The organism is Brevundimonas sp., from assembly GCF_035626535.1.
Lineage (GTDB): Bacteria > Pseudomonadota > Alphaproteobacteria > Caulobacterales > Caulobacteraceae > Brevundimonas.
Genome location: NZ_DASPNO010000075.1, coordinates 26368 through 42375 on the forward strand (window position 1 = coordinate 26368; position 16008 = coordinate 42375).

Annotated in this window: 19 protein-coding genes; 8 read left to right on the forward strand and 11 right to left on the reverse strand. The window is 68.7% G+C overall.

What is annotated here, in order from left to right; genetic code table 11:
• Positions 1–5 precede the first annotated feature (5 nt).
• The 4 genes from VEC04_RS11735 to VEC04_RS11750 form a co-directional block, all read right to left on the reverse strand.
• On the reverse strand, positions 6–812 hold the full coding sequence (locus VEC04_RS11735) for a hypothetical protein (protein ID WP_324777041.1): 807 nt from the start codon (positions 810–812) through the stop codon (positions 6–8).
• Positions 813–975: 163 nt separating this feature from the next.
• The gene (locus VEC04_RS11740; protein WP_324777043.1) at positions 976–1824 is read right to left on the reverse strand and encodes a 3-hydroxybutyrate dehydrogenase; all 849 of its coding nucleotides are present in this window, start codon (positions 1822–1824) and stop codon (positions 976–978) included.
• Positions 1825–1888: 64 nt separating this feature from the next.
• Complete coding sequence (gene yaaA, locus VEC04_RS11745; protein WP_324777045.1) at positions 1889–2659, reverse strand: peroxide stress protein YaaA; 771 nt, start codon at positions 2657–2659, stop codon at positions 1889–1891.
• Between the two features lie 91 nt (positions 2660–2750).
• Positions 2751–3578, reverse strand: a complete 828-nt coding sequence (locus VEC04_RS11750) for an NAD(P)H-hydrate dehydratase (protein ID WP_324777047.1) — start codon at positions 3576–3578, stop codon at positions 2751–2753.
• Positions 3579–3697: 119 nt separating this feature from the next.
• Between VEC04_RS11750 and VEC04_RS11755 the strand changes: the two genes are divergently transcribed.
• From VEC04_RS11755 to VEC04_RS11765, 3 genes are all read left to right on the forward strand, one after another.
• A complete protein-coding gene (locus tag VEC04_RS11755; RefSeq protein ID WP_324777049.1) occupies positions 3698–4036 on the forward strand; it encodes a P-II family nitrogen regulator in 339 nt (112 codons plus the stop codon).
• A 71-nt stretch (positions 4037–4107) separates the two neighbouring features.
• On the forward strand, positions 4108–5514 hold the full coding sequence (gene glnA / locus VEC04_RS11760; protein WP_324777051.1) for a type I glutamate--ammonia ligase: 1407 nt from the start codon (positions 4108–4110) through the stop codon (positions 5512–5514).
• Between the two features lie 122 nt (positions 5515–5636).
• Positions 5637–8042, forward strand: coding sequence for a hypothetical protein (locus VEC04_RS11765; RefSeq protein WP_324777053.1), 2406 nt, complete (start codon positions 5637–5639; stop codon positions 8040–8042).
• Positions 8043–8087: 45 nt separating this feature from the next.
• Here the strand turns inward: VEC04_RS11765 and VEC04_RS11770 are convergent, their stop codons facing one another.
• The 4 genes from VEC04_RS11770 to tatA are packed head-to-tail and all read right to left on the reverse strand — an operon-like array spanning position 8088 to position 10101.
• On the reverse strand, positions 8088–8369 hold the full coding sequence (locus VEC04_RS11770; RefSeq protein WP_324777054.1) for a hypothetical protein: 282 nt from the start codon (positions 8367–8369) through the stop codon (positions 8088–8090).
• A 56-nt stretch (positions 8370–8425) separates the two neighbouring features.
• Positions 8426–9313, reverse strand: coding sequence for a twin-arginine translocase subunit TatC (gene tatC, locus VEC04_RS11775; protein ID WP_324777056.1), 888 nt, complete (start codon positions 9311–9313; stop codon positions 8426–8428).
• Positions 9310–9852, reverse strand: a complete 543-nt coding sequence (gene tatB, locus VEC04_RS11780; RefSeq protein ID WP_324777058.1) for a Sec-independent protein translocase protein TatB — start codon at positions 9850–9852, stop codon at positions 9310–9312. The genes tatC and tatB overlap by 4 nt, the downstream gene beginning before the upstream one ends.
• Positions 9853–9882: 30 nt before the next feature.
• Entirely contained in the window at positions 9883–10101 is a 219-nt protein-coding gene (tatA, locus tag VEC04_RS11785) for a twin-arginine translocase TatA/TatE family subunit (protein WP_324777060.1), read from the reverse strand.
• Positions 10102–10227: 126 nt separating this feature from the next.
• Here tatA and rnhA point away from each other — a divergent pair, with 126 nt between their 5' ends.
• Positions 10228–10668 carry a ribonuclease HI gene (rnhA, locus tag VEC04_RS11790; RefSeq protein WP_324777062.1) on the forward strand — a complete coding sequence of 147 codons (441 nt, stop codon included), beginning with the start codon at positions 10228–10230 and terminating at the stop codon, positions 10666–10668.
• Here rnhA and VEC04_RS11795 read toward each other — a convergent pair.
• The 3 genes from VEC04_RS11795 to VEC04_RS11805 all read right to left on the reverse strand — a co-directional run bounded on the left by VEC04_RS11795 (position 10665) and on the right by VEC04_RS11805 (position 12641).
• Complete coding sequence (locus VEC04_RS11795) at positions 10665–11123, reverse strand: NfeD family protein (RefSeq protein ID WP_324777064.1); 459 nt, start codon at positions 11121–11123, stop codon at positions 10665–10667. The genes rnhA and VEC04_RS11795 overlap by 4 nt on opposite strands.
• Positions 11124–11126: 3 nt before the next feature.
• Positions 11127–12134 carry an SPFH domain-containing protein gene (locus VEC04_RS11800; protein WP_324777066.1) on the reverse strand — a complete coding sequence of 336 codons (1008 nt, stop codon included), beginning with the start codon at positions 12132–12134 and terminating at the stop codon, positions 11127–11129.
• 90 nt (positions 12135–12224) lie between these two features.
• Complete coding sequence (locus VEC04_RS11805; protein WP_324777068.1) at positions 12225–12641, reverse strand: NUDIX hydrolase; 417 nt, start codon at positions 12639–12641, stop codon at positions 12225–12227.
• A 56-nt stretch (positions 12642–12697) separates the two neighbouring features.
• On the opposite strand from VEC04_RS11805, the gene VEC04_RS11810 reads away from it, so the two are divergent.
• The 4 genes from VEC04_RS11810 to VEC04_RS11825 form a co-directional block, all read left to right on the forward strand.
• A complete protein-coding gene (locus VEC04_RS11810) occupies positions 12698–14104 on the forward strand; it encodes an FAD-binding oxidoreductase (protein WP_324777070.1) in 1407 nt (468 codons plus the stop codon).
• A 79-nt stretch (positions 14105–14183) separates the two neighbouring features.
• Entirely contained in the window at positions 14184–15131 is a 948-nt protein-coding gene (fabD, locus tag VEC04_RS11815) for an ACP S-malonyltransferase (RefSeq protein WP_324777072.1), read from the forward strand.
• Between the two features lie 4 nt (positions 15132–15135).
• Positions 15136–15474 carry a hypothetical protein gene (locus VEC04_RS11820; protein WP_324777074.1) on the forward strand — a complete coding sequence of 113 codons (339 nt, stop codon included), beginning with the start codon at positions 15136–15138 and terminating at the stop codon, positions 15472–15474.
• A partial coding sequence (locus VEC04_RS11825) for an SDR family NAD(P)-dependent oxidoreductase (protein ID WP_324777076.1) occupies positions 15467–16008 on the forward strand: 542 nt, incomplete at its 3' end. The genes VEC04_RS11820 and VEC04_RS11825, both read left to right, overlap by 8 nt.

The window sequence follows — 16008 nt, forward strand, 5'->3', positions numbered from 1 at the left end:
GCTCGCTAGCCGCCGAAGCGCGAAACGCCCGGAATGTTTGCGAAGATGATATGGGCGGTGTCCCAGTCCCCGAGGAAGAACTCTCCCCCGAGGCTCCGCAACCTCGCTTTCGCAGCGTCCTTGAAGACTCGTTCCGCGTCTTCCGCCGCCTTTCGTCCGGGGTAAGGTTCCGAAAGCGTAGGCTTTCCCCATCTGCCGATGCAGGCCGGCGGAAAGCCCGAGTTCAGTTCACCCAGACGTCGGACGTGGTCATTCGATATCCCGATCTTGAGGAGAACGGACTTATCGCCGAAGGGCTTGTTCTCGCCCAACAGGGCGAAGCTGTCGCCAATGAAGGGGGCTAGATAGAGTTGGGTCGGACCGTCCTCATACAAGGCAGTCCGCTCCCCGAAGCCTCCTGGGAAAGCGCGAGACGGCCGGTAGGCCTGCGCCAGAGGAACCCTCTCCGGGACGGTTCCGAAGATCGGAGGCTCGCCGAACACGCTGGTCTCGGTGACCCTCACTTTCAGGGCCAGGTCGACCTCCTCGGGCAGCAATTCCGGATTCCAGACTGCAATCGCCTGCCCGGCTTCAGGCCGATAGGTCGTCGGTGCGACACGCTCCAAAAGGATCGGTTCGTTGACGCGCCAAGCTCGCACGACCGGTATGGCGTGGGTCCATTTGTCCTGCCAGCCATGGTCCTGTTTGCGCTTCATGCCCACAGGTGAAGCCTTGTCCACGTCTCGGATGGGCTTGGGCTCTATCTGAAGGAAGCCGAGAACGCGGTTGCGCTGGGCTTTGCTGGTTTCGGCGCTTGTCGCGCCGTAGATCATGAAGAGGTCTCCGTCCTCCACCTTTCCCAGCATCCGATCGCGCGGCCCCGGCTCAGTCCAGCCGATGTAGCCGTCTTCCTCCGGCCCGAAACCATAGAATGACCGGAGCCAAATGTGACGGGGGCGGACCGGAAGCACATTCAAGCCCGAACTCCTCCGCCCCCTACTGCGCCGTCCAGCCGCCGTCGATCGAGAAGCTGGCGCCGTTGGCCGAGGCTCCGAGGTCGCTGACCAGATACAGCATCATCCCGGTCAGCTCGTCGGTGGTGACGAACCGCTTGGTCGGCTGGGAGCCGAGGATGACGTCCTTCAGCACCTGGTCCTTCGACAGGCCGCGCGTGCGCGCCTGGTCGGCGATCTGTTTCTCGACGATCGGCGTCTCGACGTAGCCGGGGCACAGGGCGTTGCAGGTGATGTTGTCCTGCGCCAGCTCCAGGGCCACCGTCTTGGTGAAGCCGATGACGCCGTGCTTGGCCGCGACATAGGCCGACTTGTAGGGGCTGGCGACGAGGCCGTGGGCCGAGGCCACATTGATGATCCGGCCGCGGCCCTGGGCCTTCATGATCGGGATCGCCGCCCGCGTCGCGTAGAAGGTCGAGGACAGGTTGACGGCGATGATCTGCTCCCACCGGTCGGCGGGGAATTTCTCGACCGCCTCGACGTGCTGGACGCCGGCGTTATTGATCAGGATGTCGACCCGGCCGAGCTGGTGCTTGCCGTAGGCGACCATGTCCGCCACCTCGTCGCCGCGGCGCATGTCGGCCCCGTGGTAGCGCACCCGCACGCCGCAGCTGGCCTCCATCCCGGCCCGGGTGCGCTCGATCTCGGACGGGTCGCCGAGGCCGTTCAGCACCACCTCGCCGCCGCGCGACGCAATGGCGCGGGCGAAGGCGAGGCCGATCCCGGACGTCGAGCCCGAGATCACCGCCACCTGACCCTTCAGGTCGCCGATGTCGCGGAAGGGCGCGCTTTCGGTTTCCGAGCCGTCACCGCGTTTGGGCCATTGGAACATGGGGTCTCGTCCGTCTGTCTCTCCGATCAGCCTAGCCGTTCGCGCCTGCGAAGGCGACAGGCTGTCACGAATTTCCTGTTCTGATGAATATCCAGTCCGTCTCCGTCGACGCCGCCTTGTCGAAGCGGTAGCCGTCGCGGTCGTAGGCCTTCAGGTCCTCCGCCCGGTCGATCCGCCCGTCGATGGCGAAACGCGCCATTCCGCCCCGCGCCTTCTTGGCGAAGAAGGAAACGATGCGGCTCTCGCCGTCGCGCGATTCGCGGAAGTGCGGCGTGACCACCGGCAGCTTCAGCGCCCGCGCATCGACGGCGCCGAAATACTCCTGGCTGGCCAGGTTCACCAGCGTCGGATCGGCCTGTCCCTCCGCGTCGGCGTTGAGGCATTTGGAGATCCTGTCGCCCCAGAAGTCGTAGAGGCTGGAGCCGCGCCGCGTCTTGAGCCGCGTGCCCATCTCGAGCCGATAGGGCTGGATGCGGTCCAGCGGCCGCAGCAGGCCGTAGAGACCCGACAGGATGCGGATGTGATCCTGGGCCCAGCCAAGCGAGGCGGCGTCCAGCTCGCGCGCCTTCAGGCCTTCGTAGACGTCGCCGGCGAAGGCGAAGGCGGCCTGCACGCCGCCGGTCGAATCGGCGTCGAAGGCCTGGAAGCGGGCCCGGTTCAGCCGCGCCAGATCGTCGGACAGGCTCATCAGCCGGCGCAGTTCGGCGACGGTGCGGCCGCGCGCGGTCCGGGCCAGCGAGGCGGTGTCCTCGCGGAACCGTCTCTCGGAGGCGGGCAGGGCCGGATCGGCTTCGGTGAAATCCAGCCGCTTGGCCGGGGACAGGACGATCAGCAATTCAGCACTCCGGCGGCGATGCCGTCGGAATAGGCCGCTTCGGTGACGAATTGAACCGGGCGCGCCGTCGCGGGCCCGTCCGCCTGGCCGGTCAGCCCGCCCGCCCGTACAGCGCCGCCAGCACGGCGGGCAGGCGCTCCGGCAGGTCCTCGGCGATCAGGCCAGGTCCGAACCCCCGCGCCGCCTCGGCGTGCATCCAGGCGGCCGCGCGGGCGGCGTCGAAACTGTCCATCCGCTGGGCCATCAGGCCGCCGATCATTCCCGCCAGCACGTCGCCCGATCCCGCCGTCGCCAGCCACGGGGAGCCGTTGCCGTTGACCGCCAGCCGGCCGTCCGGCGCCGCGATCACCGTCGCCGGACCCTTGAGGACGACCACCGCCCCGGCGCGCCTCGCCGCTTCCGCGGCCGCCGCCTCGCGCCCGGCGGCCAGCAGGCCCGGAAACACCCGCTCGAATTCGCCTTCGTGCGGCGTCAGCACATCGTCGCGGTCGAGCACCTCGAACAGGTCGTCGGGCCAGCCCTCGAACACCGTCAGCCCGTCGGCGTCGACCACCAGGGCGGCGCCGGTCACGGCGAGGGCGCGGACATTGGCCTGGGTCGCCTCGGTGACGCCTGCGGCCGGGCCGATGACCATCGCGTCCATGCCCTCGGCGGCCTCGGCCAGACCCTCGGGCGAACCGAACGGGCTCAGCATCACGGCCTCGACGGCGGGGGCGATGACCGGCGCGGCGTCCGGCGGGCACAGGATGCGGACCAGCCCCGCTCCGATTCGCAGCCCCGCCCGCGCCGCCAGCCGCGCCGCGCCCGTCTGGGTCGCCTTGCCCGAGACCACGCCCAGCCGCCCGCGCGCGTGCTTGTGCGTCCCCGTTTCCGGCCAGGGCAGGCTGTCGCGCCAGTCGGGCAGGGTGGGCCGGGTCACGCCGCCGTCGCTCTGTTCACGGATGGCGCCGAACGCCGAAAAAGGCTTGCCTTATTGTGCAATGCAATGTCCCTTTACCGCCCGAGCGCGAGGCGTCCTGAGCCCGCCTGGGATCGCTGATGAAAAAGATCGAAGCCGTCATCAAGCCCTTCAAGCTGGATGAAGTGAAAGAAGCGCTCCAGGACGCCGGGGTGCAAGGCATGACCGTGCTGGAGGCCAAGGGATACGGCCGCCAGAAGGGCCATTCGGAACTCTACCGCGGGGCCGAATACGTCATCGACTTCCTGCCCAAGATCAAGATCGAGGTGGTCGTTCCCGACGACATGGTCTCCTCGGTCATCGACGCCATCCAGACCGCCGCGCGCACCGGCAAGATCGGCGACGGCAAGATTTTCGTGTCCGACGTCCTCGACGTCATTCGCATCCGTACCGGCGAAACGGGGGCCCAGGCCGTCTGACCGCCAGCAGTGCCGGCCGCCCCTCCAGGCGGCCGTTTCGTTATCCTCCCCCCAAGAAACGGACCCCGAGAATGAGCGCCAAGAAAATCCTTTCGGAGATCAAGGAGAAGGACGTCCAGTACGTCGATCTCCGCTTCACCGACACCAAGGGGCGTATGCAGCACGTCACCTTCGACATCGACCTCGTCGACGAGGAGTTCCTCGAAGACGGCACCATGTTCGACGGCTCCTCGATCGCCGGCTGGAAGGCGATCAACGAGTCCGACATGCTGCTGAAGCCGGACCTGAACAATTTCTGGATCGACCCCTTCTATCAGCAGACCACACTGTTCCTGTTCTGCGACGTGCTGAATCCGGACACCGGCGAGCCCTACAACCGCGACAGCCGCTCGATGGCCAAGAAGGCGCTGGCCTATGTCCAGTCGTCGGGCGTCGGCGACACGGTCTTCTTCGGGCCGGAAGCCGAGTTCTTCATCTTCGACGACGTCCGCTGGAGCACGGCTCCCCACGACACCGGCTACACCTACGACTCGATCGAGCTGCCGGCGAACACGGGCGCGGAATACTCCGAGGGCAACATGGGTCACCGTCCGGGACCCAAGGGCGGCTACTTCCCGGTCAACCCGACCGACAGCGCCCAGGACCTGCGCGGCGAGATGCTGGGCGTGATGCGCGACCTGGGCATGCAGCCCGAGAAGCACCACCACGAGGTCGCCCCGGCGCAGCACGAACTGGGCCTGAAATTCAGCGACCTGCTGACCATGGCCGACCGCCTGCAGCTCTACAAATACGTCATCCACAACGTCGCGGCGGCCTACGGCAAGTCGGCCACCTTCATGGCCAAGCCGACCTTCGGCGACAACGGCTCGGGCATGCACGTGCACCAGTCGATCTGGCGGGACGGCAAGCCGCTGTTCGCGGGCGATAAATACGCCGGTCTGTCCGACATGTGCCTGTGGTACATCGGCGGCATCATAAAGCATGCCAAGGCCATCAACGCCTTCGCCAACTCCACCACCAACTCCTACAAGCGTCTGGTCCCGGGCTACGAAGCGCCGGTGAAGCTGGCCTATTCAGCCCGCAACCGTTCGGCCTCGATCCGGATTCCGTGGGTCAATTCGCCCAAGGCCAAGCGCATTGAGGCCCGCTTCCCGGACCCGATGGGCAACCCCTACCTGACCTTCGTGGCCCTCCTGATGGCCGGCCTCGACGGCATCGAGAATCGCATCGATCCGGGCGCCGCCGCCGACAAGAACCTCTACGACCTGCCGCCGGAAGAGCGCGGCAACATCCCCGAGGTTTGCGGCAGCCTGCGCGAGGCGCTGGAGAATCTCGACAAGGACCGCGCCTTCCTCAAGAAGGGCGGGGTCATGGATGACGACTTCATCGACAGCTACATCGAGCTGAAGATGGAAGAGGTGATGCGGCTGCAACTGCACCCGCACCCCGTCGAGTTCGACATGTACTACAGCTGCTGATCGGCAGCCGGGACTGACGATCGAAGGGCGCCGGACGGGAAACCGCCGGCGCCCGTTTTTTTGGTCGCAATCCGGCCTCAACCTCCGGCCAAGCTTCGCAAGTCCGCATGGAGGAGAAGGTCATGAATCGCGTCTGGATTGCGGTGCTGGCCCTTCTGGCCCCCGCGTTCGCCACGCCCGCAGCGGCGATTCCCGACGAGGACTGGGCGATCTTTGTCGAGTGGAGCTCAAGCCAGTTCGGTCTCGACGAGGAGCAGGACTGGGAGGATCATCTCTTCGAGGCTGCGGGGGAGGAGACGGACACCTCTCGCGCCGTCGCCCGCTTCGGCCGCGCTGCCCGTCTCGATGCGGAACGGGCCGAGGCCTACGCCGAGGTCATCGTCGCCAGCGTCGCCCTGCGCGAACGCTGTCAGGAGACGGCCTGCACCTTCTCACCTGACACCCCCGAATGGGGCCGGGTGATCTCCCCGGCCCTTGCCGAGCCCAGCGGGGAGCTGCTGTGGGTGGTTGGCCGGAACCTCGCCGGCGGGCGCGGCCCCGTGCGGACCGACGCCTTCGTCCGCCTGGTCCAGGATCATCCGGCCCGCGTGCGGGTCATGAGCCGACTGTATGCTTATAGCGAGGACATCGCCCTGCTGGCGGGTTTGCTGCTCGAGCGTCCGCTGGACCCGGTCCTGCTCGAGGCTCTGACCGTCTCCAGCCCCACGGTCAGCGGCGGTCCGGACGCTTGGGACGGCTGGCAGCTGGCGGTCCTCGAGGTCGCGGCCGCGCGCGCGCAGGCGCAGGGAGCCGGCCCCACCGAACAGGCCGTCTATGCCCAGACAGTCCTGACCCGTTATTTCCAGCTTGGGCTGACGGATGACGGCCTGCGCCTCTTCCGCACCTTGCCGGGCGAGGTCCGCAGCCTGCTGCCGCTGGCGGCGCCGCCGTGCGCTTCCGACGGGGACGATGCCTGTGCGGCCCGCCCGGGAAGCGAAGCCCTGACCGACGAGCTGATCGCCGCCCTCGCCCTGGAGGGAGACCGTATCGCCGCCGCCGAGATCGCCGCACGCGCCGCCGCCCACCTCGGGGATCCCGCGCAGTGGGATTCCCGCGAGCGGCACCTCGCCGTCCTCGACGCCTTCGAGCCCTCGGTTCCGGCCGCAGATCTGTTTGGCCTGATGGTCGAGGGCGACGGACTCAATCCCGAGGGTCACCACCCCGGGATGTCCGGCTCCGGGCGAATGTTCCTCGACTTCGGCCCGGCGGCTCGCCGTCTTGTCGCGGCCCGGGTGCGTGAGGCCGGTTATGCCGGCATCGCCCGGACTCTCGAGCAGCGGCCGCTCTACTACCGCGCGGATACCGAGGGCTATGAAGACCTGCTCTCCCGGATCGGCTTCCCGGACGAGGTCGCCGTTCGCCGGGCCGAACTGGCTGCAGCCATCGAGGCGGCATGGGCCGCGACCGGCGACGCGCCGGTGCGCCCCCGCGACGCCACGCCCTCGCCCCCCGCGGGCTGGCGCGAGGCGAGGCTGCCTGAAGGCGTCGCCGCCTGGACGCCACCGGCGGAGTCCATGGCCTGGGACGAGGAGCCTCCTGCGATGCCGACGGAGCTGGCGGGCCTGCCCGTGCCCGCCGGCGCGGTGCTGCGCCACCAGGCGGTGGACGGCGAGCGGTACGCCCTGTTCCAGTCCGCGGAGCTCGACCTGCCCGGCGAAATCCCGGCCTACGGTGTCTGGCTGGCCCGCACCGAGGGCGGCGTCTGGACCGGACCCGCCTATCTCGGCCTGCAGCAGCACTTTCCCTATGTCGTCGCCGCGTCCTCGGCCCTGCCTCTGGTGGAGGACGGCCGGCTGCAGATCGAGGTGCAGGTGCGCGAGATCGCCACTGGATCGATCAGCTTCCCGCCCGTCGGGCTCTCGCTGGCCCGCCAGGAAGATGGGCTGGTGATCTCCCGGCCCTTGGCGGAGGTGTTCGCCGATAGCGATTCCGACGGACTCACCGACATCGCCGAGCTCCGCCTGCGTATGGATCCGCGTCTCCCCGACAGCGACTCGGACGGACTCCTGGACGGCGCCGACCCGGCGCCGCTGACCGCAACGGACGGCCCCGCGTCCCCGGCGCGTCGCACTCTCGGTCTCGCCATTCTGCAGCAGATGACCGGTCATGACGCAGGCGCCATTGTCATCTCGCCCCGCCCTCCGACGGAAGAGCCGATGGAGCTGGACGACATGCTGGCCGCCATGGGGTCGCCGCCACCACCGCCGCCGATACCTCGTTCGATCATCCTCGTGTCGGACGATCCCGGCCTGTTCACGGGCCTCGACCTGCCCTTCCGGCTGCTGGTGTTTACGACCGAGCAGGTCCGGCGGCTGTCAGAGGGCGGGACGCCCTTCTACCCGCCCAAGGTCGATGTCTATTCCTCGCTGGACGGCCGCGAGCACTATGTCGTCTGGTCGGCCAGCTGGGTCGGCGGCGCCTTCATCGCCCGCTGCCCGTCCGATGGAGCGCCGTGCGAGGTCGAGGAGAAGAGCAGCTGGATCACCTGAGGCGGCGGAGCCTGCCCGATCGGGCAGGCTCCGCCGCATACCGCCCTAGCGGTTGGTCGTCTCGACCTCGATGCCGCCCTCGCCGGCGCGGACGGTCGTGCTGTCGCCGTCGCGCTTTTCGACGACGACGGGCGGAGTGGGGACCGGCACCTCGCGCTCGACCACGACCGGATCGGCCGGGACCTCGCGCTCGATGACGGTCGTATTGGTGTCCGTGGCCGCGGTTTCGGCCGCCGTGTCGGCGTCATCCCCGGCCGGCGTGCAGGCGGCGGCGGCGAGCGCCAGGACGCTGGCGGAGGCGATGGCGGTGTATCGAAGAAGTCTCATGGCGGGCTCCTGAAAAGGGGACCCGGGCCAAACGGCCACGCTCCGCGCGGGTTCCGTCAGCCCGCCGCCGCCTCCGCCGCATCGGCCGTCCGGCGGCGCAGTTCGATCAGCCGCACGCACCAGATCGAAATCTCGTAGAGCAGCACCAGCGGAACGGCGAGCATCAACTGGCTGATCGGATCGGGCGGGGTCACCACCGCCGCTACGACGACGACGCCGACGATGGCGTAGCGCCGGCCCTCGGCCATGACCTTGGAGGAGATGATGCCGGCCAGTCCCAGCAGCGTCATCACCACCGGCAGCTGGAAGCACAGGCCGAAGGCCAGCAGCAGGGCGGTGACGAGGTTCAGATAGTCCGACACCTTGGGCAGCAGTTCCGCCGAGACGCCGCTGCCGGTGATCTGCTGGCTCAGCGAGAACCACATCACGAACGGCAGCATGACGAAATAGACCAGCGCCGCTCCCAGAAGGAACAGAAGGGGCGCGGCGATCAGGAAGGGCAGGAAGGCGCCCTTTTCATTGCGGTACAGGCCCGGAGCGACGAATCGGTACAGCTGCCAGGCCAGGATCGGGAAGGTCACGACGATGGCCCCGAAGCCGGCCAGCTTCATCTTGGTGAAGAGAAACTCCAGCGGCGCGGTGTAGATCAGGTTGACCATCTGGCCGTCGACGCCTGGCAGCGCCTTCAGGCCCGCCGTGCCGAGGATCAGGTCCAGCGGCGAGACATGGCCGCCCGGCCCGACCGCGCCATGGAAGGCCGCGGCGGCCGCGAACGGCTTGACCAGGAAGATGTAGATCGGCTCCGAGAAGGCGAAGCACAGGATGAAGCCGAGCACGAAGGCGACAACGCAGATGATCAGCCGGCCGCGCAGCTCGATCAGGTGATCCATCAGGGGCGCGCGCGACGCCTCGATCTCCGCCTCGTCGCGGTCGAGCCGGCTCACAGGTCCACCTTTTTCTTGCGCGAGACTTTCGGCTTGGCCTCAGAGGCCTTGGGACCCGAGGCCTTCCGGGTCGCCGGCTTCTTCGGCGAGGTCGCGGCGGATGCGGCCTTCTTGCGAGGGACCCTGGGCCTGGCCGTGGGCGCCGGGGCGGCAGGCGCCTCCAGCGGCTGCATCACCGGCGCGCTCTCCGGCCATTCCCCGGGCCCGGTCAGCGTCGGCTGGTCCGCGGGCGCGAGAAGCGGCTTGTTCAGGTCGTTGCGGATGTCGCGGAAGGCCGCATCGGCCTCCGCGCCCAGCGCCACCATGCCCTGGCCGGTGCGCAGGGCCTCGACCTCCTTGCGCAATTCGTCGAGCTCGGACTGCCGGGCCATTTCGTCGAAGCTGGAGCGGAACTCGTTGGCCATGGCGCGCGCCCTGGCCATGACCTTGCCGACCTTGCGCAGCAGTACGGGCAGGTCCTTCGGCCCCACGACCAGAAGAGCCACGAGACCAATAACGAGAATTTCGAGCCCGCCGATTCCGGGGCCAAGTCCACCCATCCGTCAGGGTCTCCGACGCGAAGCGGGGGGTTACGACTTCAGATCTTCTTTTTCCGCGTCGGTGCGGGGCAGGGCGCCGGCGCGCTCGTCCTTCGGCTTGTCGCCATCGGTGTCTTTCAGGCCGTCGCGGAACGCTCTCACGCCCTTGGCGGCGTCGCCCATCAAACCGGACAGCTTTCCACGGCCGCCGAACAACAACATCACTACAACGATGACGAGCGCCCAATGCCACCAGCTGCTCATACCCATCACATATTCTCCAGAAGCGACCTTGGTCGCTCGATCGTCAGGTCTCGCCCGACCCGCTCAAACTCTTCCGCCGCATATAGGCCGTTCAGTGGCGCGACGCCAAGCGAACCTGATAGGGACGCGCGCATGAGTCACGTGATCATCCACACCGACGGCGCCTGCCGCGGCAATCCCGGTCCCGGCGGCTGGGGCGCCGTGCTCCAGACCGGCGGCGGTCACGAGAAGGAGCTGTGGGGCGGCGAGCCGCTGACCACCAACAACCGCATGGAGCTGATGGCGGCCATCATGGCGCTGGAAGCCCTGACCCGGCCCTGCCGCGTCGACCTGCACACCGACAGCAAATACGTCATGACCGGCATCACCGAATGGATCCGGGGCTGGAAGGCGCGCGGCTGGAAGACGGCCGACAAGAAGCCGGTCAAGAACGAGGACCTGTGGAAGCGCCTCGACGCCGCCCGGGCGCGGCACGAGGTCAAGTGGCACTGGGTCAAGGGCCATGCCGGCCACGAACTCAACGAACGCGCCGACGGCCTGGCGAATCGCGGGATCGACGAGCTGGGACGCTAGACGGGGCGGACCTTCAGCCTCGGCCCGTCGATGCCCTCGACGATGACGCTCTCCCCGACCAGCGGCGCGGCGCCCTCGATCTCGGCCGGCCATTCGGCGCCCGAAACGAACACCCGGCCGCGGCCGTCGACGAAAGCCTGCGCCACCTGCGCCCGCTGGCCGATCAGCCGACCATCGCGGGCGTTGATGTCCGGCGCGTCCGACGGATTGACCCGCTGGATCAGCCGGCGCGACAGCAGCGTCGCCGCCACGGTCAGCACGGCGAACAGCAGGATCTCGCCCAGCACGCCCAACGGCAGGCCCAGGGCCGTGACCACCGCCACCACGCCCGCCGCCACCGCCGGCCACAGCAGCCACTCGGTCGAGAAGGCGGCTTCGACCGCCAGCAGGATCACGCCGAGCGCCAGCCAGATCCAGTACGGCTGGGCGGCATGCAGTTCGATCAGGGCGTCCATGGGTCAGGTCCTCGGAACGGAGCCGCCGCGGGGCGGGCGCGGCGGAGTCGGGGGCGTGGTGCGCGGGGCGGCGGCCGGCGCGGGGCGGCTTTCGTTGCGAATCTGCTGCTGTTCCTTCGCCAGGCCGACCAGCTCGCCCAGCCCAGCGATGGTGCCGACCAGACCCGACATCTCCGACGGCACGATGACCGTCTTGGCCGTCGGGTTGCGGGCCAGTTCGGCGAAGGCCTCGACGTATTTCTGGGCCACGAAGTAGTTGATCGCATTGACGTCGCCGCGGGCGATGGCTTCCGACACCATGGCCGTCGCCTTGGCCTCGGCCTCGGCCTCGCGCTCGCGGGCCTCGGCGTCGCGGAAGGCGGCTTCGCGACGGCCCTCGGCCTCGAGGATGGCCGCCTGCTTGGCGCCCTCGGCGCGGGTGATCGCCGCCTGCTTCTCGCCGTCAGCCTCGGTGACGACGGCGCGGCGTTCCCGCTCCGCCTTCATCTGGCGGGCCATGGCGTTGGTGATGTCGGCCGGCGGGGTCAGATCCTTGATCTCGATCCGGTTGGCCTTCACGCCCCACGGCTCGGTCGCCGCGTCGATGACGTGCAGCAGCCGGGTGTTGATGGCGTCGCGCTGGCTCAGCACCTCGTCCAGCTCCATGGAGCCGACCACGGTCCGCAGGTTGGTCATGCACAGCTGCGAGATGGCGTAGGGCAGGTCGTCGACCCGGTAGGCGGCCCGCGCCGCGTCCATCACCTGGATGAAGACGATGCCATCGACCTTCACCACGGCGTTGTCCTTGGTGATGACCTCCTGCGTCGGGACGTCGAGCACCTGCTCCATCATGTTCATGCGCCGGCCGATCCGTTCGACGAACGGAGTCAGCAGGCTGATGCCCGGCGTCAGGGTGCGGGTGTATTTTCCGAACCGTTCCACAGTGAATTCACGGCCCTGCGGCACGATCTTCACGACGCTGAACAACAGCACGATGGCCAGAACGACAAGCGCGATGGCGAAATAACTCATGATGGGCCTCCCTATTCCCCTCAAGGTTAGCATCCGGCGGCCCGCTCGCCAGCGAAACCGGCCGCGGGTTCATGAACTCGCTGTAATGTTTCAGGCGCAGCGCGCCGCCGCCGCCGTGAAGATCACCCGCCGCGTCTCGTCCCAGTCGATCAGCGCCTCAACCCGGTGCAGGGCCACGAACCGCGCCTCCAGCGCATCGTCGCCCGCCACCGGCTCGCCGGACAGCCAGCGCGCGGCGTAGTCGATCAGCACATAGTGCCGACCGGCCTCCGGGAAGAGGCCGTCCACCACGTCAACCAGCCCGGTGATCTCCGCCTCCACCCCGGTTTCCTCGCGCAACTCGCGCAGTGCGGCCTCGATGGCGCGCTCGCCGGGCTCGATGCGTCCGCCCGGGAGGCTCCATTCGCCCTGTTTGGGAGGCCGTCCGCGCCGGATCAGCAGCACTTCGTCGCCGCGCAGACAGACGACGCCGACGGCGGGAACGGGGGCGGGAAGGGGAGGCGACATCGGCCGACGATAGCTAAGCCCTTTCGCCGCGCCCACGACTTTGAGACAACGGCCCGATGGTCCCCCCTTCCGCCGAAGCCCTCGCCGCCCTCAAGTCCGCCCTCGGCGACGGCGGCTGGACCGACGATCCGGCCGAGATCGCGCCCTGGCTGACCGAGTGGCGAAACCGCTGGCAGGGCCACACGCCGCTGATGCTGACGCCCCGCTCGACGGAGCAGGTCGCCGCCGCCGTGCGCATCTGCGCCGAACACCGGGTCGCCATCGTACCGCAGGGCGGCGACACGGGCCTCGTCGGCGGCCAGATTCCGTTCGGCGAGGTTCTGCTCTCGACCCGCAGGCTGCGCGCCATCCGCGACGTGACCCCGTTCGACGACGCCATGACCGTGGAGGCCGGCGTCACCCTTCTGGAAGCGCGGCAGGCCGCCGCCGCCGCCGACCGGATGTTCCCGCTCAGCCTCGCCGCCGAAGGCAGCGCCACCATCGGCGGGGTCATCTCGACCAACGCCGGGGGCACGGCCGTGCTGCGCTACGGCGTCATGCGCGACCTGGTGTTGGGGATCGAGGCGGTCTTGCCCGACGGCGAGGTTTTCCGCGGTCTGAAACGGCTGCGCAAGGACAACACCGGCTACGACCTGAAGCAGCTGCTGATCGGGGCCGAGGGCACGCTCGGCGTGGTCACCGCCGCGACCCTGAAGCTGTTCCCGGTCATGCGCAGCCGGGCCACCGCCATGGTCGGGCTCGACAGCCCCCGGGCCGCCATCGAACTGCTGGCCCGCGCCAAGGCCGAGACCGGCGGCGGCGTCGAGGCCTTCGAGCTGATGAAACGGATCGGCCTGGAGTTTGTCCTCGCCAACATCCCGGACACGCGCGAACCGCTCGACGACGCGACGCCGTGGTACGTCCTGATCGAACTGGTTTCCGGCGAGCCCGCCGCCGCCGACGCCGCCATGGAACGGCTGCTGTCGCAGGCCTTCGAGAGCGGTCTGATCACCGACGCCGCCCTCGCCCGGAACGACGCCCAGCGCGCGGCCTTCTGGAAGGTCCGCGAAGAGCAGTCCGCCGCCCAGAAGCCCGAGGGCGGGGGCTGGAAGCATGACGTCTCGGTCCCCGTCTCCCGCATCGCGGACTTTCTCGAGGAGGCAACCGCCGCCGTGGAACGCTTCCACCCCGGCGCGCGCGTCAGCGCCTTCGGCCACGTCGGCGACGGCAATATCCACTACGACGTGCTGTGCCCCCCGGGCGGGGACCACCCCGCCTTCCTCGCCCGCTGGGCCGAGGGCTCGCAGATCGTCCATGACATCGTCGCCCGCCATGACGGCTCGATCTCGGCCGAACACGGCCTCGGTCGCCTCAAGACCGACGAGGCCCGCCGCTACAAGTCGCCCGTCGAGATCCGCGCGATGCAGGCCGTCCGCGCCGCGCTGGACCCCCACCGGATCATGAACCCGGGCGTGCTGTTCTGAGTTCGGTCAGGGGCGAGCTTGCCCCCTTCGCCCTATCGTCCTACCCCTCCGCCTCGATTCACCGGCCCCGGAGCGCTTCATGACCCTCGCCCTTCTGTTTCCCGGACAAGGCAGCCAGTCGGTCGGCATGGGGGCGGCGCTCGCCGACGCCTTCGCCAGCGCCCGCGAAGTCTATGCGGAGATCGACGAGGCCCTGGGCCAGAAGCTCAGCCAGTTGATGCGGGAGGGGCCCGAGGACCAGCTTACCCTGACCGAAAACGCCCAGCCGGCCCTGATGGCCGTCTCGGTCGCCGCCGCCCGCGCTCTAAGGGCCGAGTTCGGGGTCGACGTCACCCGGGCCGGTTTCGTGGCGGGACACTCGCTCGGCGAATACTCGGCCCTGTGCGCCGCCGGAGCGATCTCGCTCTCCGACACGGCGCGCCTGCTCAAGCTGCGCGGCCAGGCCATGCAGCGCGCGGTCCCGGTGGGCCGCGGGGCCATGGCCTCGCTGATCGGCCCCAAGACCGACCTCGCCCTGGCCGAGGATGCCGCCAGGGCCGGCACGGAAGTCGGCGTCTGCGTCGTGGCCAATGACAACAACGCGGGCAACATCGTCATCTCCGGCGACAAGGCCGCCGTCGACCGCGCCATCGAAAAGGCCAAGGAACTCGGCGCCCGCGCCATCCCGCTGAACGTCTCGGCGCCCTTCCACTGTCCGCTGATGCAGCCCGCCGCCGACGAAATGGCTACCGCCCTGGCCGAGGCGACCATCGTCGCCCCCGCCGTGCCCGTGGTCGCCAACGTCACCGCCCGCCCGGAGATCGATCCCGAGATCATCCGCCGCCTGCTGATCGAACAGGTCACCGGCCGCGTCCGCTGGCGCGAGAGCATGGAGTGGATGGCGGGCGAGGGCGGCGTGACCCGCTTCGCCGAGATCGGCTCCGGCAAGGTGCTGACCGGCATGGCCAAACGCATCGCCCCCGACGCGGAAAGCCTGTCGCTGAACACGCCGGAAGAGCTGGAAGCGTTCGCGAAGTCGCTGGGGTAGGCGGATGCGCTGGCCCAGCGTCTATCTGTTCGCCTGGTTCTATTCGACCGTCGGCCTCCTGCTGATCTTCTTCTTCGTCGGTGTCCCGATCTTGGGCCTGGCGAGTTCGGTGGAGGGTAGCCTGCGGTTACCCGCCCTTGTCGCCGCCGGCGCAATCTGGTTGGGATTCGGCCTCAGCTTCTCCAGATTTCCGGCCTGCCCGCGTTGCGGCCACAGCCCTTACCTTCGGGCCGGGGGCGCGCTCTTTTCCTCGATTCCAAGGTCGCGCTGCGGCAAGTGCGACCTGAACCTCCGAAAGTTCGGGCTGTTCGACCCGAGAGCAAAGCGAGAACCCCATGTTTGATCTCACCGGCAAGACCGCCCTCGTCACCGGCGCCACGGGCGGCATCGGCGGCGCCGTCGCCCGCGCACTGCACGCGCAGGGCGCGTCCGTCGTCCTTTCCGGCACCCGCGAGGCCGTGCTGCAGGACCTGGCCAGGGAACTCGGCGGGCGCGCCTTCGCCGCCGCCGCCAATCTGTCGGACGCCGAGTCGGTCGACGGCCTGATCGGCCGCGCCGAGGAGGCCGCCGGCGCGCCGCTGGACATCCTCGTGGCGAACGCAGGCATCACGAAGGACGGTCTGCTGATGCGGATGAAGGACGAGGACTTCTCCGACGTTATCCGGATCAATCTCGAGAGCTATTTCCGCCTGTCGCGCGCGGCCATGAAGGGGATGATGAAGCGCCGCTCGGGCCGCATCATCGGCATCACCTCCGTCGTTGGCGTGATGGGGAATCCCGGGCAGGCGAACTACGCCGCTTCCAAGGCCGGAATGATAGGCTTTTCCAAGGCCTTGGCGCAGGAAGTTGCGACGCGTGGCGTCACCGTCAACTGCGT